20 protein-coding genes and 1 tRNA gene are annotated in these 24,364 nt (G+C 70.0%); 12 read left to right on the top strand and 9 right to left on the bottom strand.

The genetic code is table 11. The features are described 5' to 3' along the window. Genes IFU11_RS04860 through IFU11_RS04845 form a run of 4 tightly spaced genes read right to left on the bottom strand, consistent with a single transcriptional unit; the run spans window position 1 to window position 4,547 of the window. Window positions 1-690 carry a response regulator transcription factor gene (locus IFU11_RS04860; protein WP_056007716.1) on the bottom strand — a complete coding sequence of 230 codons (690 nt, stop codon included), beginning with the start codon at window positions 688-690 and terminating at the stop codon, window positions 1-3. A gap of 46 nt (window positions 691-736) precedes the next feature. After that, the gene (locus IFU11_RS04855; protein ID WP_192018288.1) at window positions 737-2,380 is read right to left on the bottom strand and encodes a DNA repair helicase XPB; all 1,644 of its coding nucleotides are present in this window, start codon (window positions 2,378-2,380) and stop codon (window positions 737-739) included. A gap of 50 nt (window positions 2,381-2,430) precedes the next feature. Continuing rightward, the gene (locus IFU11_RS04850; protein WP_192018287.1) at window positions 2,431-4,266 is read right to left on the bottom strand and encodes a helicase-associated domain-containing protein; all 1,836 of its coding nucleotides are present in this window, start codon (window positions 4,264-4,266) and stop codon (window positions 2,431-2,433) included. 5 nt (window positions 4,267-4,271) lie between these two features. Further along, complete coding sequence (locus IFU11_RS04845; RefSeq protein WP_124768896.1) at window positions 4,272-4,547, bottom strand: multidrug ABC transporter ATPase; 276 nt, start codon at window positions 4,545-4,547, stop codon at window positions 4,272-4,274. A 135-nt stretch (window positions 4,548-4,682) separates the two neighbouring features. Here IFU11_RS04845 and IFU11_RS04840 point away from each other — a divergent pair, with 135 nt between their 5' ends. Together IFU11_RS04840 and IFU11_RS04835 are read left to right on the top strand one after the other, a co-directional pair. Further along, window positions 4,683-5,066, top strand: a complete 384-nt coding sequence (locus IFU11_RS04840; RefSeq protein WP_192018381.1) for a cold-shock protein — start codon at window positions 4,683-4,685, stop codon at window positions 5,064-5,066. Beyond that, complete coding sequence (locus tag IFU11_RS04835) at window positions 5,059-5,778, top strand: DUF3027 domain-containing protein (protein ID WP_137242083.1); 720 nt, start codon at window positions 5,059-5,061, stop codon at window positions 5,776-5,778. Before IFU11_RS04840 ends, IFU11_RS04835 begins: the two co-directional genes overlap by 8 nt. Window positions 5,779-5,864: 86 nt before the next feature. Here IFU11_RS04835 and serC read toward each other — a convergent pair whose 3' ends face one another. Then, entirely contained in the window at window positions 5,865-6,977 is a 1,113-nt protein-coding gene (gene serC, locus IFU11_RS04830) for a phosphoserine transaminase (protein ID WP_192018286.1), read from the bottom strand. A gap of 144 nt (window positions 6,978-7,121) precedes the next feature. Here serC and IFU11_RS04825 point away from each other — a divergent pair, with 144 nt between their 5' ends. The 6 genes from IFU11_RS04825 to IFU11_RS04800 all read left to right on the top strand — a co-directional run bounded on the left by IFU11_RS04825 (window position 7,122) and on the right by IFU11_RS04800 (window position 12,022). Then, entirely contained in the window at window positions 7,122-7,823 is a 702-nt protein-coding gene (locus tag IFU11_RS04825) for a metal-dependent transcriptional regulator (protein ID WP_064296556.1), read from the top strand. Between the two features lie 249 nt (window positions 7,824-8,072). Beyond that, complete coding sequence (locus tag IFU11_RS04820) at window positions 8,073-9,242, top strand: CHAP domain-containing protein (protein WP_161578543.1); 1,170 nt, start codon at window positions 8,073-8,075, stop codon at window positions 9,240-9,242. A gap of 428 nt (window positions 9,243-9,670) precedes the next feature. Continuing rightward, the gene (locus IFU11_RS04815) at window positions 9,671-10,168 is read left to right on the top strand and encodes an HNH endonuclease (RefSeq protein WP_192018285.1); all 498 of its coding nucleotides are present in this window, start codon (window positions 9,671-9,673) and stop codon (window positions 10,166-10,168) included. Between the two features lie 25 nt (window positions 10,169-10,193). Beyond that, window positions 10,194-10,265 (top strand) — tRNA-Arg (locus IFU11_RS04810). Window positions 10,266-10,343: 78 nt separating this feature from the next. Further along, window positions 10,344-11,186, top strand: coding sequence for a LysR family transcriptional regulator (locus tag IFU11_RS04805; protein ID WP_192018284.1), 843 nt, complete (start codon window positions 10,344-10,346; stop codon window positions 11,184-11,186). 182 nt (window positions 11,187-11,368) lie between these two features. Next, window positions 11,369-12,022: a ScbR family autoregulator-binding transcription factor gene (locus IFU11_RS04800; protein ID WP_079705384.1), complete on the top strand. Its 654-nt coding sequence runs from the start codon at window positions 11,369-11,371 to the stop codon at window positions 12,020-12,022. Between the two features lie 216 nt (window positions 12,023-12,238). On the opposite strand, the gene IFU11_RS04795 is transcribed toward IFU11_RS04800, so the two are convergent. Then, window positions 12,239-12,910: a response regulator gene (locus tag IFU11_RS04795; protein WP_137242078.1), complete on the bottom strand. Its 672-nt coding sequence runs from the start codon at window positions 12,908-12,910 to the stop codon at window positions 12,239-12,241. Further along, on the bottom strand, window positions 12,910-14,649 hold the full coding sequence (locus IFU11_RS04790; RefSeq protein WP_192018283.1) for a sensor histidine kinase: 1,740 nt from the start codon (window positions 14,647-14,649) through the stop codon (window positions 12,910-12,912). The genes IFU11_RS04795 and IFU11_RS04790 overlap by 1 nt, the downstream gene beginning before the upstream one ends. A gap of 228 nt (window positions 14,650-14,877) precedes the next feature. Between IFU11_RS04790 and IFU11_RS04785 the strand changes: the two genes are divergently transcribed. Further along, a complete protein-coding gene (locus IFU11_RS04785) occupies window positions 14,878-16,302 on the top strand; it encodes a CitMHS family transporter (protein ID WP_137242074.1) in 1,425 nt (474 codons plus the stop codon). Between the two features lie 19 nt (window positions 16,303-16,321). Here the strand turns inward: IFU11_RS04785 and IFU11_RS04780 are convergent, their stop codons facing one another. Beyond that, a complete protein-coding gene (locus tag IFU11_RS04780; protein ID WP_161578542.1) occupies window positions 16,322-16,819 on the bottom strand; it encodes a LysM peptidoglycan-binding domain-containing protein in 498 nt (165 codons plus the stop codon). A gap of 163 nt (window positions 16,820-16,982) precedes the next feature. Here IFU11_RS04780 and IFU11_RS04775 point away from each other — a divergent pair, with 163 nt between their 5' ends. After that, complete coding sequence (locus IFU11_RS04775; protein ID WP_192018282.1) at window positions 16,983-18,017, top strand: Gfo/Idh/MocA family protein; 1,035 nt, start codon at window positions 16,983-16,985, stop codon at window positions 18,015-18,017. Here IFU11_RS04775 and IFU11_RS04770 read toward each other — a convergent pair. Next, a complete protein-coding gene (locus IFU11_RS04770; protein WP_085511022.1) occupies window positions 17,980-19,182 on the bottom strand; it encodes a glycosyltransferase family 4 protein in 1,203 nt (400 codons plus the stop codon). The genes IFU11_RS04775 and IFU11_RS04770 overlap by 38 nt on opposite strands. A 116-nt stretch (window positions 19,183-19,298) precedes the next feature. Here IFU11_RS04770 and IFU11_RS04765 point away from each other — a divergent pair, with 116 nt between their 5' ends. Then, window positions 19,299-20,513, top strand: a complete 1,215-nt coding sequence (locus tag IFU11_RS04765) for an ROK family transcriptional regulator (RefSeq protein WP_192018281.1) — start codon at window positions 19,299-19,301, stop codon at window positions 20,511-20,513. Window positions 20,514-20,648: 135 nt separating this feature from the next. Continuing rightward, the gene (locus tag IFU11_RS04760) at window positions 20,649-24,350 is read left to right on the top strand and encodes an AAA family ATPase (RefSeq protein ID WP_240043929.1); all 3,702 of its coding nucleotides are present in this window, start codon (window positions 20,649-20,651) and stop codon (window positions 24,348-24,350) included. Window positions 24,351-24,364: the final 14 nt, after the last annotated feature.

Genomic DNA, 24,364 nt, shown 5'->3' with positions numbered 1-24,364 from the left:
CTACGCCTTTCCGGCCTTGAGCATGTAGCCGAATCCGCGCTTGGTCTGGATGAGCGGCTCGCTGGAGAACTGGTCGAGCTTCCGGCGCAGGTAGGAGATGTAGCTCTCGACGATGCCGGCATCGCCGTTGAAGTCGTACTCCCAGACGTGGTCGAGGATCTGGGCCTTCGACAGGACACGGTTCGGGTTGAGCATGAGGTAGCGGAGGAGCTTGAACTCGGTCGGGCTGAGGTCGATGGGGGTGTCGCCGACGAGGACCTCGTGGGTGTCCTGGTCCATCGTCAGCTCGCCGGTGCGGATCACCGCATCTTCGTCGGCCTGCATCGTCCGGCGGAGGATCGCCTTGATGCGGGCCACGATCTCGTCGAGGCTGAATGGCTTGGTGACGTAGTCGTCGCCGCCGACCGTGAGGCCGGTGATCTTGTCCTCGGTGTCGTCCTTCGCGGTGAGGAAGAGGATGGGCGCCGTGTAGCCGGCGCTGCGCAGACGCTTGGTGACGCCGAAGCCGTTCATGTCCGGCAGCATCACGTCGAGGATGATGAGGTCGGGCTCCTCCTCGAGGACCGCCGAGATGGCGGCTGCGCCGTTGCCCACGGCACGGACGGCGAAGCCGGCGAATCGCAGGCTTGTGGTGAGGAGGTCGCGGATGTTCGGTTCGTCGTCGACGATGAGGATGCGGGGTCCGGTCATGACACCATTATCTGCACGTTTCTTGAGACTTTTCTGAGAGCCTGTTTCACGCGTTCTGCAGGGCGTGGGCGTCGAGGATCGTGTAGCTGTAGCCCTGTTCCGCGAGGAAGCGTTGGCGGTTCTGAGCGAACTCCTGATCGACCGTGTCGCGCGACACCAGCGTGTAGAAGCTCGCGGTGAGTCCCGTGGACTTCGGGCGCAACAGGCGGCCGAGACGCTGCGCCTCCTCCTGTCGTGAACCGAACGACCCCGACACCTGGATGGCGACGGTCGCTTCGGGCAGGTCGACCGAGAAGTTCGCGACCTTCGAGACGACGAGCACCTGTTCGGTACCGTCGCGGAAGGCCTGATAGAGCCGTTCGCGCTCGTCGACCGGGGTGGCGCCCGTCAGCTGTGGGGCACCCAGCGTCTCGGCCAGCTCCTGTATCTGATCGAGGTACTGCCCGATGACGAGGATCTGCTCACCGCGGTGCCGTTCGACGAGCTGGCGGACGACGTCGAGCTTCGCCGGAGCGGTCGCCGCGAGGCGGTACCGCTCGTCGTCGGCGGACGCGGCGTACGTGAGGCGGTCGGCCTGCGGCAGGTCGACGCGCACCTCGAAGCACGCGGCGGGGGAGATGAAGCCCTGCGCCTCGATCTCCTTCCACGGGGCGTCGAACCGCTTCGGGCCGATGAGCGAGAAGACGTCGCCCTCGCGGCCGTCCTCGCGGATGAGCGTCGCCGTCAGGCCGAGGCGACGTCGTGCCTGCAGCTCGGCGGTGAGCTTGAAGACGGGGGCCGGGAGCAGGTGCACCTCGTCGTAGACCACGAGGCCCCAGTCCATGGCGTCGAGCAGGGCGAGGTGGGCGTACTCGCCCTTCCGCTTGGCCGTGAGGATCTGGTAGGTCGCGATCGTGACCGGCTTGACCTCCTTCACCTGCCCCGAGTACTCGCCGATCTCCTCGGCCGTGAGGGAGGTGCGCTTCAACAGCTCGTCGCGCCACTGCCGTGCCGACACCGTGTTCGTGACGAGGATGAGCGTGTTGGTGGACGCCGTCGCCATCGCTCCGGCGCCGACCAGGGTCTTGCCCGCACCACAGGGCAGCACCACGACACCGGAACCGCCGGAGAAGAAGTTGTCGACCGCCTGCTGCTGATAGTCGCGGAGGTGCCAGCCGTCCTCGACCAGGTCGATCTGGTGCGGCGTGCCGGCGGTGTACCCGGCGAGGTCCTCGGCGGGCCAGCCCAGCTTCACGAGTTCCTGCTTGAGCGCGCCGCGTGCCCAGGGCTCGACGAGGAAGGTGTCCGGCGTCGGGTGCCCGATGAGGAGGGGCGCGATCCGCTTGGCGCCGGCCACCTCGGTCAGGATCGGGAGGTCCGTGGAGCGGAGGACGAGCTCGCCCTCCTCGGAGCGTTCGATCACGAGCCGGCCGTAGCGGTTGACGGTCTCGCGCATGTCGATCGTCACGGACGCGGGGATGGAGAACTTCGAATGCCGCTCCAGCGTCTCGATCATCTGGTCGGCATCGTGCCCGGCGGCCCGTGCATTCCACAGTCCGAGACGGGTGATCCGGTAGGTGTGGATGTGCTCCGGCGCGCGCTCGAGCTCGGCGAACACCGAGAGATCGTGGCGGGCGTCCTCGGCGAGCGGGTGGGCGACCTCGAGCAGCACGGTGCGGTCGCTTTGGACGATCAGTGGTCCATCAGACATAACGGTCGAGTCTACCGGCGGATCCGGTGCGCAACCCCCTGAGCGAGCGCTCAGCCGGCGATCCGGACCTCGGTGATCATCGCGAGCGGCAGGGTGCGTTCGACGTCGGCCGACCGGTCCAGACCGCGCAGGCGGCCGCCGGCGAGGCTCACCGGTTCGATCGTGAACGTGGATCGGCGCTCGCCGTGCTGCAGCTGCACGGTGACCGGCGTGTGGTCGCGGACGGCGATCTCCAGCTGCTTGGCCAACCATGCGCTGCTCGTGTCGCCGCGGTCGTCGGCGCGGAGCCGCGACACCAGATCCGGTTCCGTCGAGGCGGCCGGAGCGGCGAGCGCGGTGCGCATGACCGGCTGCCGACGGATCCGGAGCGGGGCGCCGTCGTCGTCCTCCGCGACCACCGCGTAGCGCGCGTCGTGGAGGGCCCAGTAGACCGTCGCCGCCTCGATCCGGCTGGTGAGCCGGTGCTCGTCGCTCGGACGGAGACCGAGCGCCACGAGGCTCTGGTCGACTGAGATCGCCGCGATCAGGCCGGCGTCGTCGGAGCGGATGTAGCTGCTGCGTCCAGGGTCGGCCGAGGCGTCGGCCGACGCGCGGATCGTCCCGACGCGGACGAGGCCGAATCGGGATGCGGCCTCGGACACGAGATACCGCAGAGGCTGAGGGACGCCGGTCAGGGAGATGGACTCGAGGTAGGCGAGCAGGTCCTCTGCCGTGTCTCCGTCGGCGAGGGCTCGGGTGACGCTCGCGGTCGTGATGCGGTACCTCGACGCCTGGGCGCGCCCCTCCGGCTCCGCGAGGGCCCGGAGGCGGACGTCGAGTTCCGCCGTCGGGGGACCGAGCGCGATGACGGTCAGGTCGTCCTGGAGGACGACCTGCGACACCTCGGCGGGGAGCATCGACGCGAGCGCCGAGGCCGCGTCGGCCGCGTGGCCGTCGACGAGGAGTCGTCCGAACCCGCTGGTCACCCCGTCGACGGTGATCCCGAGCAGCTCGGCGACCGCGTCGACCGCCCGCGTCGGTGCCACGACAGCGTCCTCCGCCAACGGGTACCACCAGCTGAGCTCCTCGACCAGGTCGACGGAACCGCGCCGGTACGCCGTCAGGATGTGATCGCGGACCGTGGCCGGGATCGCGTCGCGCCAGGCCGTCGCGAGGCGGAGCCAGCGTTCCGCGGTGGCCGACGCCAGCCAGGCCTCGCCGACCTCGCTCAGGCGGATGCTCGAGCCGATCGCGTCGGTGAGCCCGGCCGACGACGCCGCGGACAGGGCGAGCTCGATCTGCTCGGGCGTGCTCGCCGCCGCGGCTGCGAGCCGTTTGAGGTCCGGCATGGACGGGGCCCCACGGCCGAGCAGGCGTGCGGGCTCGCGGTCGAGTTCATGGAGGCTCTCGCCGACGATGCCGACCGCGCCGGCCGCTCGCTCGCTCGCGAGGGCGTCCGTGTCGGGCGAGGGGCGGGTCGCGTGGGACGTCGGCGCCGCCGCCGGAAGTTGGAGTTCGGCACGGCCTGGTCTGCCGCTCGCCGCCCACTCCTCGAACACCGCGGCCACCGCGCTCACCGGTCTGATCGGACCGGCTCCGTCGTCCAGCACGAGGATGTCGTGCTCCAGCCGCTCCAGGGCGGCGTCCACCTCCGACTGCTCGCGTCCGAGCGTGGTCGCGAGCGCCTGGCGCTCGGTCCCGTCCAGCGCGGCGGCGAGCACGGCGAGGGTGTCCCGGTCGAGCAGTGCCATCCGGCGGGCGACGCTCGCATCGTCCAACAGGGCCTCGGCGAAGTCGAAGAAGTCCGCGATGCGGGCGGAGGAGGCCCTGCGGTCGGGCGTCAGCCGGCGGAGCGCGTCGTCCGGGAGCTCCCGGAGGCGGCGCGCGATCGCGAAGGCCTCGCCCATGGTCGTCAGCGTGGCGACTGACCGCGGGACTCGCGGGACCGTCGTACGGCACCCACGATGATGAGCGTGATCAGCATCAGGAAGGCGATCGGGAGTCCGACGAGCGGCAGGATCGTCACGACCGGCCAGACGCCGACGGCGAAGTCGCCCTGCTCGAGGCCGGTGGCGGTGCCGACCATCACCGCGACGAACGCGGCGATCGACACGGCGACGATCGTCACGACCATGTAGGCCAGGATCCGTTCGGGCCGCGAGATGCTCGGCGTCTGCTCATCAGTCACGCTCCCAGGATAGAGGCACGCGGCTGCTGCACCGAATAGGCTGGGGGCCGAGGACCGATGGTCCTCTCGATCGCGCTTCCTGCGCGATCACCGCACGGCGCTGCATTTCTGCGCACGACACACAGCGAGGTTCCCATGCCCACCGGCAAGGTCAAGTTCTACGACGAGGAGAAGGGCTTCGGCTTCATCAGCTCTGATGACGGCCAGGAGGTCTTCTTGCACGCTTCCGCACTGCCCGCGGGCACGGCCGGCGTGAAGCCGGGGACGCGGCTCGAGTTCGGCATCGCCGACGGCAAGCGCGGCGCCCAGGCGCTGTCCGTGCGCGTCCTCGAGGCACCGCACAGCCTCGTCAAGCTGAAGCGCAAGCCGGCCGACGACATGGCGATCATCGTCGAGGACCTCGTGAAGCTTCTCGACGGCATCGGTGGCGACCTGCGCCGCGGCAAGTACCCGAACAGCAGTCACAGCACGAAGATCGCTGCTGTGCTGCGCAAGGTCGCGGACGAGCTGGATGCCTGACGCCGATCAGGAGACCCCCGTCGAGGATCGCGACGTCACGGCCGACACGGACACACGAGCCGAGTCGGACGAGCATCGCTCGGACGCCGGCACCGATGGCGAGTCGACGCCGGCACCCGTGCCGGACGAGACCCTGATCGCGGCCGTGGAGCTCGCGCGCGAAGCGCTGCAGGAGATCACGCCCGCGAGCACGGTCGGTGAGCCGGCCGGGCACGTCGTGGTCGATGATCACGTCGTCTCGCTGCTGTTCGCGAACACGATGGCGGGCTACCCCGGATGGTTCTGGACGGTGACGCTCTCGCGGACCGCCGACGACGCCGCGCCCAACGTGCTCGAGACGGAGCTGATGCCCGGCGACGGCGCGTTGCTGGCTCCGCAGTGGGTGCCGTGGTCGGAACGCCTCGCGGACTACCGCGCCGCGCAGGAGGCAGCGGCTGCGGCTGCGGCTGACGACGCGCTCGACGACGCGGATGACACCGACGAGTTCGACGACGACGATGTCGCGCTGTCCGGGGATCCCCGCGACCGCGACCGCGACGGCATCGAACTCGAGTACGACGAGGACGACGTCGATGCGGCGTCGGACGATTCCGACGACGACTCGGATGACGACGACTCGGATGAGGATGAGAACGAATCCGAGGAGGACGACTCGGACGAGGACGAGGACGAAGACTCCGACGAGGACGACGACCGGTTCGAGGACGAGTAGCACTCGCGCACCACGCGACAGACGAACGGGCGGCCGAACCTCGAGAGGGTTCGACCGCCCGTTCGGCGTTCAGCGGGGGAGACGGATCAGAGCGCCCCGACGACGTGTTCGATGCTCGCGATGAGCTGACGGACGTCTGCGGGGTCGATCGCCGTGAAGGTCGCGACGCGCAGCTGGTTGCGGCCGAGCTTGCGGTAGGGCTCGGTGTCGACGATGCCGTTCGCCCGCAGGGTCTTCGCGACCAGCGCGGCGTCGATGGCGTCGTCGAAGTCGATCGTGACGACGACCTGCGAGCGGTGGTCGGGGTTCGTCACGAACGGCGTCGTGTAGGAGGTGCGCTCGGCCCACTCGTACAGGGCGCCGGAGGACTCGGCCGTCCGTGCCGATGCCCAGGCGAGGCCGCCGTTGCCGTTGATCCACGAGATCTGCTCCTCGAGGAGTACGAGCGTCGACAACGCGGGAGTGTTGAGCGTCTGCTCGAGTCGGGAGTTGTCGACCGCGTTCTTCAGGCTCAGGAACTCCGGGATGTAGCGGCCGCTCGCCGCGATCCGTTCGATGCGCTCGATCGCCGCGGGGGAGCAGAGCGCGAACCACAGGCCGCCGTCGGATGCGAAGTTCTTCTGCGGTGCGAAGTAGTAGACGTCCGCCTGGCTCGCGTCGAAGTCCACACCACCCGCGGCGCTCGTCGCGTCGATCACCGTGAGGGCGCCGGCGTCGCCGGACACGCGTCGCACCGGGGCCATGACGCCGGTCGAGGTCTCGTTGTGCGGCCAGGCGTACACGTCGACGCCCTCGACCACCTCGGGATCGATGCGGGATCCACCCGGCACCTCACGGACATCCGGAGCGGTGAGCCACGGGGCACCCGCCGCCTTGGCGAACTTGCCGCCGAACTCGCCGAAGACGAGGTGCTGGCTGCGCTGCTCGATGAGGCCGAAGGCGGCCGCGTCCCAGAACGCGGTCGAGCCGCCGTTGCCGACGATGATCTCGTAGCCCTCGGGGGCGCGGAACAAGTCGGCCAGGCCGGCGCGCACGCGGCCGACGAGCTGCTTGACGGGAGCCTGACGGTGGGAGGTGCCGAGGAGGGACAGGCCGGCCTCGGAGAGCGCTGCGATCTGCTCAGGTCGGATCTTGGAGGGGCCGCAGCCGAATCGACCATCGGCGGGCAGAAGGGACGTGGGAATCGTGATCTCCGGCATACGGCGATTCTAGAGGCGAGGGCCTCATGGCGTCGTGCCACGGCGCCCGGATGCGTCCACGCGGGGCGGAGTGGCTTGGCGCGGGAACGTCGCCGCCGCGCACTAGGCTTACCGGGAACGTGCAATCGGGCAGGGAGGGCGTCGATGACCGATTTGATTGACACCACAGAGATGTATCTCCGCACCATTCTGGAGCTCGAGGAGGAGAACATCATCCCGCTTCGTGCGCGGATCTCCGAGCGCCTCGGGCACTCCGGACCGACGGTCTCGCAGACGGTCGGTCGGATGGAGCGCGACGGGCTCGTCGTCGTGTCGGGCGACCGACACCTCGAGCTCACCGAACCGGGCCGACGCAAGGCGGTCCACGTCATGCGGAAGCACCGCCTGGCTGAGCGCCTCCTGAGCGACGTCATCGGGCTCGAGTGGGAGTTCGTCCACGAGGAAGCCTGTCGCTGGGAACACGTCATGAGTGAGCAGGTCGAGCGCAAACTGCTCGACATGCTCAACCACCCCACCGAGTCGCCGTACGGCACCCCGATCCCCGGACTCGACGAGTTCGGCGACAGCCCCGCCGTCGCCTTCTCGCAGGGCGTCATCAACATCGTCGGCCTCGTCGAAGGACGCTCCGAGCCGGTCACGGCGACGGTCCGACGTCTCGGCGAACCGGCGCAGGTCGACCCCGAACTGCTCCTGCAGCTCAAGCAGGCCGGCGTCATGCCGGGTCGCGCCGGAACCTTCGCGGCAGCGGGCGGCTACGTGCTCGTCACCATCGACGGTGTCGAGGGCGGCCTCGAGCTGCCCAATGAGCTCGCGACGCACATCTTCGTGGAGACCCCTGCCGCGTGAGCATGAGACGCGCATGAGGATTCCCTCATGTGCCCGTTTTCCCGTGATCGAAACGTGACTTTCTGAGGGGTAACCCGTAGGCTGTCACTCGTCCTGAAGGCCATGATCTGGCTCAAGGAAGACGACCGAGGCACCCCCTAGCCCGTCCCTCGGCCACACGAACCGACATCAATCGTCGGATGGGGCTGCGCTATGCCGATCGCCACACCGCGATCGTCGTCGCTCATGCGGGGTGCCGGAGGAATCCACTTGACTGCAGCTGGCGAGAGCGGCCCCGACCAGGCCGAGACAACCCCGAACGTCCCCCTCACCCGGAAGCAGCTCCGACTCCAGGAGCAGGCCGCGACGCAGGCGGAGGCGACCACCCCGTCCCAGTCGGCAACCGACGACGCGCTCGTCGCCGACGTCGCACCGGACGCACCCGTCGAGCACCCCGAGATCGTCCTCGACGATGCCGTGGTCGAGGAGGCCGACGCGGCCGTCACGACCGGTGAGGTCCGTCTGGACGAGCGGCCGCTGACGAAGCCCGCCGCGCCGGAGCCGACGGCCCCGCAATCCTTCACCGTGACGTCCGCCACCGACACCTCGTTCGCGACCGTCGCCCCGCTCCGCACCGGCGCGGATCGCGTCGCCCGCAGTAAGCCCCCGGTCAAGCCGACCGCGTCGACGGTCGCCGTGCGCAAGCCGAAGCCGTCCGGAGCCCGACCCGGCTCCGTCCGTGGCGTCGCCACCATGGCCTTCCTCGTGCCGGCCCTGGTCGCCACCGTCGCCCTCCCCGCGTACGCGGCGAGCAGCAGCGCGCAGACCGAGTACGGGACCTCCGCCTCGGAGCAGTTGAAGACCTCAGGTGCCCAGAGCGTCGTCGCTTCCGACAAGGTCGCCGACGCTCCGATCTCGCGCGATCTCTACTCCGCGACGACGCCGGACGAGCTCGCCGAGCGCCAGCGGCAGCTCGATGCCGCTGCAGCTGCCAGCAACGCCACCTACTCGATCACGGTCGGTGCACGCCAGGCGGGCGACGACTACCCCTGGTTCGATCAGGCTTCCGACGACGAGGGTGGCGGGCTCTCGCCCCTGCGCTACTACTACCGCGAGTGCGTGGACTTCGTCGCCTGGCGACTCAACCGCGACGCGGGCACGCCGAGCGGGAACTGGGCCTTCACCTGGGGCAACGGCCTGCCGCCGAGCAGTGCCTACGGCTGGGCCGACTCGTGGCAGTACAACAAGGGGACGAACGCCATCGCCGGCTCCGTCGCGTGGTTCAACTACAACCACGTGGCCTACGTACAGTCGGTCAACGCCGACGGGACGGTCACGCTGGAGGAGTACAACTGGGGATCCGCGCGTCACAGCTACAACACGCGCACCATCGCCGCCAGCGCCGTGGCGCTCTACCTCTACCCGCCGGGCGTCGGCTGATCCGACCCGCTCGACCTGGATCGCGTCCCTCCATCGGAGGGAGGCGATTCGTCGTCGATGCGCCGTGACCGTTCGCGACCATGCGATGTCCGTCGTCCGAAGCCGAGATGGCGCGGAGGGGAATTCTCCTGCAACGTGCGGAAATCCGGTCGGTGTGGGTTAATCTGGTGCTCTGCAACTCGGAGAGGTTCAGGAGCTGATGCACGCTATACGTCGCCACGTGGTCGCGAATGGTCGCGGCCTCTACGTGCTGCGGCATTCCAGCCAAGCGTGCCGCGGCTCCGCCGTGGGTCAAGAGGGTGCTGTCGTCATGACAGTGCCCTTTTTTGTTCCCCGGAAACGACTCGATCCGGCGCGTCAGGGACGCTGCAGGTGGTGATCGTCGACCGGTCGCGGCAGCCGTCGTGGCCCTTCGGAAGGGAACGTGCATGCGCACACTGGTGTTGAACGCGGGCTATGAGCCGCTCGCGATCGTCTCGTTCAAGCGGGCCCTCGTGCTCGTGATGCATCACAAGGCGACCGTCGTCGAGATCGACTCCTCGCATCCCGTGGTGGCGACGAGCGGATCGTTCGATCGGCCGTCGGTCATCCTGCTCACCAGATACGTCCGGATCCCGAACGCGCGCAGGGTGCCCGTGACCCGCCGCGGGGTGCTGCGCCGTGACGGCCACCGCTGCGCCTATTGCGGGAAGGCTGCGACGACGATCGACCACGTGCAGCCGCGCTCGCGCGGGGGTGTGGACAGTTGGGAGAACCTCGTGGCCTGCTGCCTGCGCTGCAACAACGTGAAGGGCGACCGCACGCCGATGGAGATGAACTGGAGCCTGCGGGTCTCACCGGGGACGCCGTACGGCTCGCAGTGGATGGTGCGGGGCGTCGAGCGCTCGGAGCCCGACTGGGAGCAGTACCTGGCGCCTGCCGCCTGAGCGACCGGCTAAACTCGACGGGTCAGCCTCTGTAGCTCAATGGAAGAGCAGTTCCGTCCTAAGGAAAGGGTTGGGGGTTCGAGTCCCTCCAGGGGCACTATCGGAGGTACGGTCGTCCATGCGAGCACGGCTTCGCATGTCGGGTAGGGCTGCGAGCACGCCGTAGGCTCGAAGCATGACGCACGACCTCCACCGCCAACTCGAACGCGACGCCATCACCCTTCGTCAGCTGCGGTCGGCTGTGGTCGTCGCGGATGCTCGGACGCTCGGCGCCGCGGCGAACCTGCTCGGGGTCGCGCAGCCGAGTCTCGCGCAGCAGCTGCGGCGGCTCGAGGCCGCGCTCGGGGTCGAGCTGTTCAGCGTCCTGGGGGAGGAGTACCGCCCGACGCGTGAGGGGCAGCGTTTTCTGTTGAAGGTCCGTACCTTCATCGACGTCGTCGCCGACATGGATCCCGCGTCACCGGCGCGGCATATCCGGGTCGGCCGTCCGCCGACGACGTGGGACGCGGTCGTCTCCGAGGCCGGTCGCCGCATCGACGTCCCGGCGGTCGCCGTCGCGATCGAACCGGTCGAGCAGCTGCACCTCGTCACCACGGGGCGTCTCGACGCAACCATCGTGCGTCTGCCGATCGAGCTGCCGGCCGAGCTCGCCGCCGAGGAGATCGCTGCGCTACCGCTCGGCGTCGTCATGCGCTCGGCGCACCCGCTGTCGGCGAAGGACGTCATCGAATGGTCCGACCTCGCCGACCAGGAGCTGCTCCGACCCGAGCCCGGCAAGGACCCGGCGTACTCGGCCTGGCTGGCCGGCGCGCTCGCGGCGCGCGGCTGGTACCCGCGCTCGCTGACGATCGATGCCGGGAACGACACCCTGTTCCTCGACGCCCTGCGCTTCGGTGATCGACTCGTCGCCCTCCGTCCGGTGGCCGCGATGCGGGAAGGCGACGGCCTGTGCTGGCGGCCGTTCGCCGACGCGCCTGAGCTCCGCGAGCGGTTCGCCCTGGTCACCCGGCGCGAGTGAGTCCGCTCGGTCTCGGTCGGTGATGACACCCTCGATGCGCCCTTTTGCGACCCGACCGGGATCTTCTCGCGATCAAGTCGGTCGACTTGTTCCGAATTTCTGCCGCGTTCGACACCGTCTTCTCAGCTCGGAGTGGGTACGCTTATCCCTGTATCGGGGGATGACAGAAGCAGGAAACGCACATGCCCGAACGACGACCACAGCAGCAACGAGGTCATGAACGACGCCAGACCGTCGTCGAAGGTGCCGCCCGCATGTTCGACCGGGTCGGCTACGGACAGGCGAGCCTGTCGGACATCGCCCGCGAGGCGGGGACGACGCAGGGCTCGCTCTACTTCTACTTCCCCTCGAAAGAGGAACTGGCGATCGCCGTCATCAACGAGCAGAGCACACGCTCGATCGCTGCGCTGACCGCGCCGACCACCGCGCCCTCGCCGTTCGGCGGGCTGGTCCAGGCCTCCCGCCTCATCACCGAGCAGCTGCTCACCGACCCGATCACCCGCGCCGGCCTGCGGCTGTCCCTCGAGCAGGGCGTCATCCAGGCTCCGACGACCGCGTTCCACGAGCAGTGGATCGCGAGCGTCGAGGAGCGGGTGCAGGCCTCGATCGAGCTCGGTGAGCTGCAGTCTCCGCTCGAGCCGGCGGAACTGGCGAGGTCCTTCGTCGCGTTCTTCACCGGGACGCAGCTCATCTCGAACCTGTTGGCCGGCCGGACCGACCTCCTCAACGCGGTCGACACCATGTGGCGGATCCTCATCGCGGCGGTCATCGTCGCGGACCGCCAGGCCGAGGTGCTCGCCGTCCTCGACGCCGCCTTCGACGCGCAGGACGCCTGAGCGGTCGGGTGCACGTTAGGGGGTAGCCCTGACGCATGCGCCGTGAGGTCACCCTAAACTGAATCGGGTGATTAACTCACTTTGCTGATCGTCGTGCGACGACGGATGGATCACGGTGTGCGGGGGCATTCCGCGTTCCATCGGCGAAGAGTTGGTTCACGTGCCGGGCTGGGCGATGTCGTGGGGGGATCGCCCAGCCGACGGCGTGTGGACGGCTCAGCGGCCGATGGCTGACGGCGCGTACCGGTGCTCTGGACGCCCCGTGGTCCCGTACCGCAGCTGCGTCGTCAAGAGACCTCGGGCGGCCAGCGCGGAGAGATACCGTTGCGCCGTCGCGCGTGAGACGCCGACCAGCTCGGCCACTTCGGCGGCCGAGCGCTCGCCGTCCGCCTCCGACACCGCTTCGAGGACGGCCGTCTCCGTCGCGGATCTCGACCGGGTCGTCGCCCCGGCGTCGCCGGAGTGCAGGATGCGCAGGGCGCGCTCGATCGTCTCCTGATCGGCGTTCACCGCCTCGTCGAGGACGTTCCGGAACCGGGCGTAGGCGGCGAGCCGGTCCTGGAGTACCTGAGGCGGGAACGGTTTCACCAGGTACCCGAGGGCTCCTGCACGAAGCGCTCGGCGCACGGACGCACCGTCCGACGCTGCGGAGACGACGATGGTGTCGATCGGGAGGTCCACGAGGAGCTCGAGCCCGTTCCGATCGGGAAGGTAGCCGTCGAGGAGCACGAGGTCGGGTGGCTCGGCGGCGATGCTCCGTGCGGCCTCGGCTGCCGACCCGGCAGGACTGAGCGCACGGAACCCGTCGACCTCGTCGACGATCCGGCAGTGCAGGCGGGCGACGTGGAAGTCGTCGTCGACGACGAGCACGGTGAGATCGGCCGCCATCATCGGTCTCCCGCCATGGACGGCGCCGGCTCGACCGTCCCGGGGAGCCGCGCGCAGAAGACCGCACCGTGTTCGCCACGGACGCCGGGGGAGGCCAACCAGACGTCCCCACCTCGACGACGGGCGATGTCGCGTGAGAGGGGCAGACCGAACCCGTGGCCGTGGACGTCGTCCGGGTCGCCCTGGTCGCTGGTCGGGGCGGCGGGTGGAGCGTCGTCCTGGCCGGTCGCCGCGACGCCGTCACCTGAGTCCATCACGGAGCAGTGCAGCTCGGTGCCGTGGTCGAGGACCTCGACCTCCACCCAGGCCGGTCGGACCCTGCCGGCGACGGCCGCGTTCACCGCATTGTCGAGCAGGTTGCCGAGGACGGTGGTCACGTCCTCAGGATCGCACAGGGACCCGGTGACGAGGGTCTCGGAGCCGATGGTGACGAGCACCCCGCGTTCCGCGGCTTCGACGCCCTTCGCGCCGAGGAAGGCCTGGAGGTAGGGCTCGGTGAGGCGGTCCGCGTGTTGGACGGGGTACTTGAGTGGTCCGTGATCGAGCACGTTGGCGAGATACTCGCGGGCCTCGGCGTCCTGCCCGGTCTCGAGGAGGCCGGAGATCGCGTGCAACCGGTTCGCGAACTCGTGCCGCTGCGCGCGGAGTGCGGTCGTCATCGTCGCGACCGCGTCGAGCCGCCGGGTGAGCGCCTCGACGTCGGTGCGGTCTCGGACGACGACCACCCGACCGAGGTCGACGCCGTCCCGGGACACGGGCCGGACGTCGACGAAGAGGACGCGGGACCCGACGACGAGCTGGGCCGAGGTCGGGGTCGCGGCGTCGTCCGCGACGAGGTCCACCAGTCGCTCGGGCAAGTCGAGGTCGTCGAATCGGCGCCCGATGACCGACCCGATGCCGAGGAGCCTGGCCGCCTGATCGGTGCACACCGTCACGACGCCGTCCGGCGAGACACCGAGGACGCCTTCGCCGACCCCGCCGAGGACGGCAGCCTGGTTCTGCACGAGCGCGGCGAGTTCCTCCGGTCCGAGGCCGAGGGTCAGCCGCCGCAGCCGACGCCGGATGAGCATCGATGCGATCAAACCGATCGTCAGTGCGAGCAGCGCAGCGCCCGCGACCAGCATGGTCTCGCCCACGACGTCGGCGAACACGCGCTGTGGCGCGAACCCGACGCTGATCTCGCCGACGACCTCGCCGGCGCCGGACGAGACCACGGCCCCACCGGTGTCGGACGATTCGGCCGCGAAGACGGGCACCTTGGCGCGGGCGGACGGCCCGAGGGTGCCGGTCTCCCACGAGACCGACTCCGTCCCGGCCAGGGCCGCTTCCGCACTGGTGCTCACCCGGAGCCCGAGCTGGTCGGGGTCGGGGTGCGCCAGACGGATCCCGCGCTCGTCGGTGATGACCACGAAGAGCGCCCCGGTCCGTGCGCCGACCTCACGGCCGAGCTCCTGCAGGGGGCCGGTCCGGAGGTCGGCCGCCGTCGGCGTCCCCGGGGTACGTGCCTCGAGCGTCACGGCGGTGCGGACGTCGGGATCGCTCGCGACACTCTGAGCGATCGCGAGGGCGGTGGACTGGGCCTCGTGCACGAGGCGCTCGCTGCTCATCCAGGCGAACACGCCCGTGCACACGGCGACGACCGCGATGACGACGACCAGCTGCAGTACGAGTACCTGCGCCGCGAAGCTGGAGCGCCCGCCCCGTCGCCGACCTGGCCGCTCCGCTTCCTCGCCGATCATGGCTCCGATCGTACGTCGCCGGGGCGATGGGCGGCGTCGACCGCGTGATGAGCAGAATGCGCAGAAGGCGGTGTAACCCGCAGATCCGAGCCGAACGCCCACAAGCGAGACAGCTCCGTGCCGCTCCCGTACGGTTCCGGGAACGCCCGCCGCGCTCGGTCCATCGCCCGTGTCGCCGCGCGGCGTCCCGTCGTGCACACCGCGGTGCACGCAGACGAAGGAGTCGACATGCTGGTCATTCTCGGATTCGCGATGATCCTCACCTTCATGGTGCTGATCATGACGAAGCGCCTCACCCCGATGGTGGCGCTCATCATCGTCCCCACGGTCTTCGGGCTGTTCGCCGGCGCCGGACTCGGGCTCGGCGACATGGTCATCGAGGCGATCGGCAGCCTCGCTCCGACCGCCGCCCTGTTGATGTTCGCGATCATGTACTTCGGGATCATGATCGACGTCGGGCTCTTCGACCCGCTCGTCCGGTTCATCGTCCGTGCGCTGGGCAACGACCCGGCGAAGATCGTCGTCGGTACGGCCCTCCTGGCGGGCGCGGTGTCACTCGACGGCGACGGGTCGACGACCTTCATCGTGACGACCGCCGCGATGCTGCCGATCTACCTGCGGCTCGGCATGAACCCGGTCGTCCTCACCTGCGTCGCCGGGCTCGCGAACGGCACGCTCAACATCGTCCCGTGGGGTGGGCCGACCGTCCGCGCCGCCTCGGCCCTGGGCGTCTCGCCCACCGAGATCTTCGTCCCGATGCTGCCGTCGCTCGCCGCCGGCCTCGTCCTCGTGTTCGCCTTCGCCTGGTTCCTGGGGCTGGGGGAGCGCAAGCGCCTCGCGGGCGTCGACCTCCTCGGCGACGGTGCCTCCGGCGTCGCAGCACCGGCTTCGGGTTCCGGGCCCGCCGACCACCCGCTCACCGGTGGCATGTCGACGACCTTCTCGACCAGTGCCCGTGGGCGCCTCGCGACCCTCGTCCGCCCCGACGACACGGCCATGGCCGACACGATGCTCGACCCCGAGCGCGACACCCTGCGCCCGCGACTCATCTGGGTCAACCTCGTGCTCACGGTCGCGGTCATGACGTTGCTCGTGCTCGACCTCGTCCCGTTGCCCTACGTGTTCATGGTCGGCACCGCCATCGCCCTCCTGGTGAACTTCCCGAGGCTCGCGCAGCAGTCCAAGGAGATCGTCGCACACGCCCCGAGCATCGTCGGCGTGGTATCGATGGTGCTCGCGGCCGGTGTGCTGATCGGTGTCCTCAACGGGACCGGCATGGTCACCGCCATGGCCGACTGGATCGTCGACATCATCCCGACGGAGCTCGGTCCGTTCCTCGCGGTCATCACCGGGGTGCTCAGCATCCCGATGACGTTCTTCATGAGCAACGACGCGTTCTACTTCGGCATCCTGCCGGTGCTGGCCGAGAGCGCCTCGACCTTCGGCATCGAACCGGTCGAGATGGCGCGTGCGTCGATCACCGGTCAGCCGGTCCACCTGCAGAGCCCGCTCGTGCCGGCCATCCTCCTGCTCGTCTCGCTCGCCAGCGTGAACCTCGGCGACCACCACAAGAAGGTCCTGTGGCGCGCCGCGATCGTCTCGCTCGTGATGCTCGTCGTCGGCGTGCTCGTCGGCACCATCCCGTTCGGCTGACACCGGCGGGCGCCGAGGCTCAACGCGTGGTCGTCCAGTCGAGGTTGACGATGTCGCCGATGTAGATGTCGAGTCCGAGGCCGGGGATCGACGGGTTCATGCGGAGCAGCTGCTGCTGCGGCAGGTCGAAGCGCTGCGCGATGTCGAAGAACACGTCGCCGGCGACCACCGTGTAGGTGAGCGGGTTGCCATCGGCGTCCGAGACGACCGGACCGAGCGCGCCGTCCCGCGGCCCGAGGTCGAACGCGGGGCCCTCCGGAAGGGGTTCCGCCGGTTCCGCCGGCGCGTTCGGCACGATCGGCGCCGGTTCAGGAGGCAGGGCGTCGCGCGCGGTCGAGGTGGGGACCGGGGCGACCGAGGGCGACGGGTCGGGCTGCTGGGTGACGACGACCGTCACCGGAGGCGGGGCCGGCTCCGAGACGCAGCCGCTCAGGGCGAGGAGACCGACGACGCCGATCGCGAGGTTCCGGGCGTGCGACAGCGCACGTCGACGTCCGGTCGATTCCTTCGGCCCCACAACGCATCCCCCCAGGATGGACCGGGCCTCAGCGCGGTCGGCGGGGCTCGGTCGAACCCTCAGCCTACGGCGAGGCGCCGCGAGCCCGAGCAGGGCTAGCCCCGAAATCCCGAGCGCCGGAGGCCCTCCAGTAGGCTGCTGGAACGCGCATCGAAGGAGAGCCATGACGGAGCAGGACATCGACCGGACCGGAACGGGAACCCCCGCGGCAGAACCGTCCACCGGCTTGCGATGGGGCATCCTCGGCCCCGCCGGCGTCGCGAAGAGCTTCACCGCCGACCTCCGACGGCACGGATTCGACGTCCGAGCCGTCGCCTCGCGATCCGCCGAGACCGCCGCCTCGTTCGCCGCCGAGTTCGACATCCCGAACGTCCACGTGGGGTACGAGGCACTCGCCGCCGACCCCGAGGTCGACGTGATCTACATCGCGACCCCGCACCCGTTCCACGCCGAGCAGGCGGTGTTGGCGCTCGACGCCGGGAAGCACGTCCTCATCGAGAAGCCCTTCACCCTCAACGCCGCCGAGGCGCAGGCGGTCGTGGCGCTCGCCGCGGAGCGTGGCCTGGTCGTCCTCGAGGCGATGTGGACCCGGTTCCTCCCGCACATGGTCCGGCTCCGCGAGCTGCTCGCCGACGGCGTCATCGGGCAGCCTCGCAGCCTCGTCGCCGATCACACCCAACTGCTCTCGGACGACCCGGAGCACCGCATGAACAACCTCGAGCTGGGCGGCGGCGCGCTGCTCGACCTCGGCGTGTACCCGGTCTCCTTCGCGTCGTCCGTCTTCGGGACCCCGACGACGATCCAGGCCACGGCCGCGCTCCGCGACACGGGGGCGGACATGCAGGTCGCGACCCTCTTCGGCTACGCGGACGGCCAGGTGGCGAACACCCTGTCGGCGAGCAACACCGTCGGCCCGAACCGCGCGGCCATCGTCGGGACCGACGGCTGGATCGAGTTCGACCGCGTCTGGTACACGGCGACGACCTTCCGGGTGTTCGGCACCGACGGCGAGGTCGTGGAGACCTACCGTTCCGAGGTGGACGGCCGTGGGATGCACTTCCAGGCGTGGGAGCTCGAACGGCTCGCCTCCGAGGGCCGCCTCTCCGGTGACATCATGCCGCTCGCCGAGACGGTCGCGATCATGGAGACCCTCGACGAGGTCAGGCGCCAGATCGGCGTCCGGTACCCGGGCGAGTGACCCGAGGCACCTGAACACGCGGGTCGAGACCACTCCGCCGTGCCCGAGCGCCCTCGTGCAGCTCGATGGCGTCACTGTAGTGCCCGATCAGGGCGCTGCTGACGCTCTTCCAGCTGCGCGGCAGGACGCCTGCCCGAGCTGCGGCACCGAACGCCGCCCGCTTCACCTCGTCGCCCACGAGGTCCTGGACGAACCCGCGCAGCTGTTCGAGCCTGCCGGGTTCGTACAGCCACCCGGTGCGGCTGGAGTCGACGAGGTCGACCGGCCCACCTCGACCGGTCGCGACGACGGGTACGCCAGAGGCCATCGCCTCCTGGATGGTCTGGCAGAAGGTCTCCGACTCGCCGGGGTGGACGAACACGTCCAGTCCCGCCATCGCGACCGCCAGCTCCTCGCCGCCCAGGAATCCGGTGAAGACCGCGTTCGGGAGCCGCTGTTCGAGCGAGGCACGCAGCGGCCCCTCGCCGACGATGACGAGCTTGACGCCCGGGAGCCCACCGAGCACAGCGAGGTCCTCGACCTGCTTCTCGGCCGCGAGCCGACCGACGTAGCCCACGATCCGTTCGCCGCCGGGAGCGACGGAACGACGCCAGGCCTCGCTGCGCCGCTCCGGGGAGAACCGCACGGCGTCGACGCCGCGCACCCACAGGCGGACCCGCGGGATGGCGTGCGCCTCCAGCTGAGCGATCGACTGCCGTGACGGCGCGAGCGTGAGCGTCGACCGGCCGTGGAGGCGCTCGACGTGCTGCCACAGCAACGCTTCGGCGACCGGGAATCCGTACCGTCCGGCGTAGGCCGGGATGTCGGTCTGGTACACGGCGACGGTCGGGACGCCTAGGCGCTCGGCGGCTTGGACACCGCGCCAGCCGAGGACGAACGGCGAGGCCAGGTGCACCACGTCGGGGCGGAAGCCGCGGAGGAGCTCCGTGATCCGGCCGACCCCGCCGGCGGCGACCCGCACGTTCCGGTAGCGGGGGAGCGGGATCGACGGGACGCCGTCCACCCGGAAGCCCTCGTGGAGTCGCGGCGTCGAGGCTCCGGCGCCGGGGGCGATGACGAGCACCTCGTCCCCTCGGTCCGCGAAGTGCTCCATGATGCGGAGCAGGGAGTGGGTGACGCCGTTCATCTGCGGCAGGAACGACTCGGTCACGATTGCGATCCTCACACCCATGATGCTCCGCGTCGTACGGGTCGCAGCGGTGCCCGGCGGGCGACGTGTCGGTGACCATCGGGTGACATCGCGGTGCCGCACGATGAGGCGCAGCCTGCTTTACTTATCGCATGAGTGCTGGTGGATTCGGAAGCGGCGGCGGGATCGCGTCGGAGCGGATCGAATCCTTCTCGTACACCCCGGCGCGGCGGCTGCGGCCGAATGCGAAGGTCCTGCCGGAGCACGCCCGTGGTCACAACCGGGCGCTCGTCCTCCAGACCCTCTTCGCCAGCGGGGCCATGAGTCGCGCCGACATCGCCCGAGCCACCGGCCTGACCCGGGTGAGCATCTCCGACCTCGTCGCCTCGCTCATCGCGGACAACCTCATCGTCGAGGTCGGCCTCCGCGAGACCTCTCGCCCGGGCAAGCCCGCCACGCTCATCGACATCAACCGCGACGAGTTCCAGATCGTCGGCCTCGACCTCTCCGACACCGAGGTGTTCAGAGGTGCTGTGCTGACCCTCGACGGCGAGGTCGTGACGATGCTCGAGGTGCCGCTCGACGGTGCCACTGGGGCTGACGCGATCGCGAAGGCCGTCGCGCTCGCCGCAGACCTCGTCGAGGAGGCGACGGTCGAGGTGCTGGGCATCGGGGTCGGTTCGCCCGGCGTCGTCGACATGACCGGCACGGTCCGCAGCGCCCCGAACCTCGGCTGGACCGACGTCGACCTCCAGGGGGCGATCGAGCAGGTCGCCCAGGTGCCGGTCCTCGTCGCGAACGACGCCAATGCCGCGGTGCTCGCGGAGTACAGCTTCGGCGGTGCGGACGGCGACCTCATGCTCGTGAGCGTCGGGAACGGCGTCGGGGCGGGGCTGCTCGTGGGCGGACATCCGCTCTTCGGGAGCCGGTTCGCCGCCGGCGAGATCGGCCACGTGGTCGTCGGCACCGACGGCGGGCCGCTGTGCGCCTGCGGGAAGCGGGGGTGTCTCGAGGCCTGGCTCGCCGTGCCGCACCTGCGCGAGCTCCTCGCGGCGGCCGAGGCGAGCGATCTTTCGACCGCGGAGGTCGAGCAGCGTCGCGAGGAGATCCTGCGCGCCGCGGGGGAGCGCCTCGGTGTCTCGCTCGCCGCGATCGTCGGTGCGCTGAACCTGTCGGAGATCGTCGTGAGCGGCCCGGAGGAGCTGCTCGCCGGCGTGCTCCTCGACGCGGCGATCGAGACCGTGCGGGCGCGCACGATGACCGAGTTCCACGGCGGCGTGCAGATCCGGATGAGCGAGCAGGGCGCCGACATCGTCCTGCGCGGCACCGCGGTGATGGTGCTCTCCGGCCTCCTCGGCGTCTCCTGACCCTCGGACGACGCGCGCGTCGCACATTTCCTCGGCGGACTCGGCGAAAAACCGCACCGCTTCCCGGTGTTTCCCCTACCGGGCACGTATGGTGCAAGTGTGTGGCGGCTAGAGAAGAGACGGGATGACGGCGACGTGACGTCCGGAGTCGAACGGGAAGCAGCGGAGGCGCAACTCCGCGAGGGTCCCGTGGCGGCATCGGCAGGCGTGGTCGACACGGCGCTGCACGCCTGGCGTCAGCAGCTCAGCACGGTCGGCGGCCCCTCGCCGCTGCTCCATTTCGTGGACGCCCCGACGACCCGGGTGGAGCTCAGCTCGACGCATCCCGGTGGTCTGCCGCAGTTCATCTCGGGCAAGTCGACGCTGCTGTCGAACCTCATCCGCGACGAGATCGCGCTCCGCGGTGCGAAGCGCGCCGCCGACCGCATCACGACGAAGGGCATCGAGCTCTCCACCGTCCGCGGCATCGACGCCGTCCACCTCGCCGTCGGTCTCGCCCAGTGGACGCATCAGGGTGAGGACTTCAGCGCGCCGGTCCTGCTCCGGCCGCTGGCCATCCGCCGGTACGGTCGCGACTACGAGGTCAAGCTGCGCGGCGCCACGACCGCGAACCCGGAACTCGTCCGCGCCCTCCGCGAGCAGTTCGGCATCGTCCTCGATCCTGACGAGTTCGTCGCGCTGAGCGAATCGGGCGGGGTCTTCAAGCCGCAGCCCGTCATCGACCGCCTCCGCTCGCTCGCCGCCGGGCTCGAGTGGTTCACCGTCCAGCCGCGTCTGCTCGTCTCCTCGTTCGCCGCCGTCGGTCACTCCCTGCTCGACGACGCCGCCAAGCTCGACCACCCGATCCTCGACGCCGTCGCCGGCGACGAGGGTGCGGTCGGCCTCGTCCGCAGCAGCTTCACGCCCGTCGACGCGCCGGGCCAGGACGACCGCCCGCCGTCGACCGACACCCTGCTGCTCGACGCGGACGTCGAGCAGGAGAACGTCATCGCGCAGATCGGTGCCGGCAACTCGCTCGTCGTCACGACGCTTCCGGGCACGGGCGGCACGCAGACCATCGTGAACGCGATCGGCGTGCTCGCGTCGCAGCACAAGCGCGTCCTCGTCGTCAGCCCGCGCCGCTCCACGCTCGAGGGCATCCGCCACCGCCTGACCAAGGTCGGTCTGCCCGGGCTGTGCGCCTCGCCGTCGACCCTCCGCCGCGACCTCATCCAGGCGATCACGCGTAACGAGCGGGCGATCCCGCCGCAGGTCGGCGAGGTCGACGACGCGCTCGTCCGGCTGCGTCGGGTCCTCATCGACTACCGCACCTCGCTGCAGGCGAAGGACCCCGATCTGCGGGTCTCGGTCATCGACGCACTCGAAGCGCTCTCGAAGCTCTCCAAGCTGCCGCACCCTCCGGGAACCCTGGTCCGACTCGACCGCCAGACGCTCGTCGGACTCGCAGCGGGCCGCTCCCGCGCGGCGGAGGCGCTCGAAGGCGCGGCCGCCCTCGGTGAATTCCGCTACGGACCGGGCGACTCGCCCTGGTACGGCGCGTCGTTCGACACGACCGCGGAAGCCCAGGAGACCCACGACCTCGCCAAGCGCCTGCACCGTAAGGACCTGCCGCAGCTCCTGGAGCGCGCGTACGGGCTCATCGGGCAGACGCAGATGCGGCCGTTCGAGTCCATCGACGAGCTGGGCATCTACCTGCGACTCCTCGCGGACATCCGGGAGACGCTCGACCGCTTCCAGCCCGACGTCTTCGACCGGTCGCTCGCCGACCTGATCGTCGCGACGAGCCCGCGGAAGGACTCCGCCGCGATGTCGTCGGCGAGCCGTCGGCGACTGAAAGCCCTGGCGAAGGAGTACCTGCGGCCCGGCGCACACGTGCCCGACATGAACGCCGCCCTCCGTCGGATCCAGCAGCAGCGCACCCTGTGGCAGCGTTACGTGACGACCGGCGCGCCGCCCGAGGTGCCGCTCGGCATCGCGGACGTCGAGCAGGCGTACCAGACGGTCGCCGCGAAGCTCGAGCTGGTCGACCAGCCGCTCGGCATCGCCGACACCCCGGACCGCCTCGGACGCCTCGCGATCCCGAGTCTCGTCCGCACGATCTCCGAGCTCGCCGCCGAGTCCGAGGTCCTCCACAACCTCCAGGAGCGCACCGCGATCCTCGCCGGCCTGCGCGAGCAGGGTCTCGGCGAGCTCATCATCGACCTCTCACAGCGGCACGTGCCGCGGACGCGCCTCGCCGACGAGCTCGAACTCGCCTGGTGGCAGTCGATGCTCGAACTCGTGCTCACCGAGGATCGCGGCCTGCTCGGCGCGAACACGAGCGTCGTCGAACGTCTCGAGTCCGACTTCCGGCTGGTGGACGAGGCGCACGCCTCCGCCTCCGGGCAGCTCCTCGCCTCGCTGCTGGCCGACACCTGGAAGATCGGTCTCGTCGACCACGCCACCGAGGGCATGGCGCTCCGTTCGCTCCTCAAGCGCGATCGACCGCTCCGAGCGGCTGAGCTCGAGCAGGCGGCCCCCACGTTGTCCCGTGTCCTCGCGCCGGTCTGGCTCGTCTCGCCGTACGAGGTGCCGCGCATCCCCGAGAGCGCGTCCTTCGACGCCGTCTTCCTCGTCGACGCGGGGGCGACGCTCCTCGCCGAGAACGTGGACGCCATCCGTCGTGCGCGTCAGGTCGTCGCCTTCGGTGACCCCGTCACGCAGAGTCCGTCGCCCTTCGAGATCCGTCTGACGGATCAGGAGGCGACCCCCGAGCAGCACGCCGACATCGCCGAACTGCACCGTGAGTCGGCGCTCGAACAGCTGAGCTCCGTCCTGCCGACCCTCATGCTCACGCGCTCCTACCGCGCGGGAGGCGAGGACCTCGCAGAACTCGTCAACGAGCGGTTCTACGGCGGCCAGATCGACTCCCTGCCGTGGGCGGGTTCGTTCCTGGGCCACGGCAGCCTGAGCCTCGACTACGTGCCCGGCGGGCTCGGCATGCCCGACCCGGTCACCGGAGCGGTGGAGAGTGTCGACGTCGAGGTCGAACGGGTCGTGGAACTCGTCCTCGAGCACGCCTCGAACCGCCCGAAGGAATCCCTGATGGTCGTGACCGCGAGCGACAAGCACGCGGTCCGGGTCCAGCAGGCGGTCCTCGCAGCGTTCTCCCGTCGTGCCGACCTCTCCGACTTCCTCCTGCGCGAGCGGGCTGAACCGTTCACCGTCCTGACGCTCGAGCAGTCCGTGGCCGAGAGCCGCGACCGCGTCATCTTCTCGATCGGGTACGGCCTCACGCCGCACGGACGGGTCCTGTCCGACTTCGGCGCGCTGGGTCAGCCCGGCGGCGACCGACTGCTCGCGGTCGGCATGACGCGCGCACGGCGGTCCATGGTGATCGTCTCGTGTGTCCGCCCCGAGGACCTCGACCAGAACCGGATCCAGCACGGCATCCTCGCTCTCGCACGCATCCTCACGGACACGTCGCGACGCGCCTCCGAGGATCAGGCGACGCACGAGGCCGAGCCGATGCTCGTCGACCTCGCGACGCGCCTGGAGACGCTCGGGATGCGGGTTGACATGGGCTACCGCGGCAAGCTCGCCCTGGTCGCCTCGTGGGGTGGCCGAGCCGTCGTCGTCGAGTGCGACGAGGAGCTGGGCGACGCGAGCCTCCGGGAGTCGCTGCGGCTCCGGCCCGACGTCCTGCGCCGCCTCGGCTGGCACTACGTCCGTGTCCACAGCTTCGACCTCTTCGCCGACGCCGAGGCGGTCGCGCAGCGCGTGGCCGGTGTGCTCGGGCTGAACACCACCGAGCACCTCGACACCGCGCCGATCGCCGTGCAGGTCCCACGCCACTGATGGTCGGACGCTGA

Source organism: Plantibacter sp. CFBP 8804 (assembly GCF_014841225.1).
GTDB lineage: Bacteria > Actinomycetota > Actinomycetes > Actinomycetales > Microbacteriaceae > Plantibacter > Plantibacter auratus.
This window is presented reverse-complemented; position numbering and strand designations above follow the sequence as displayed.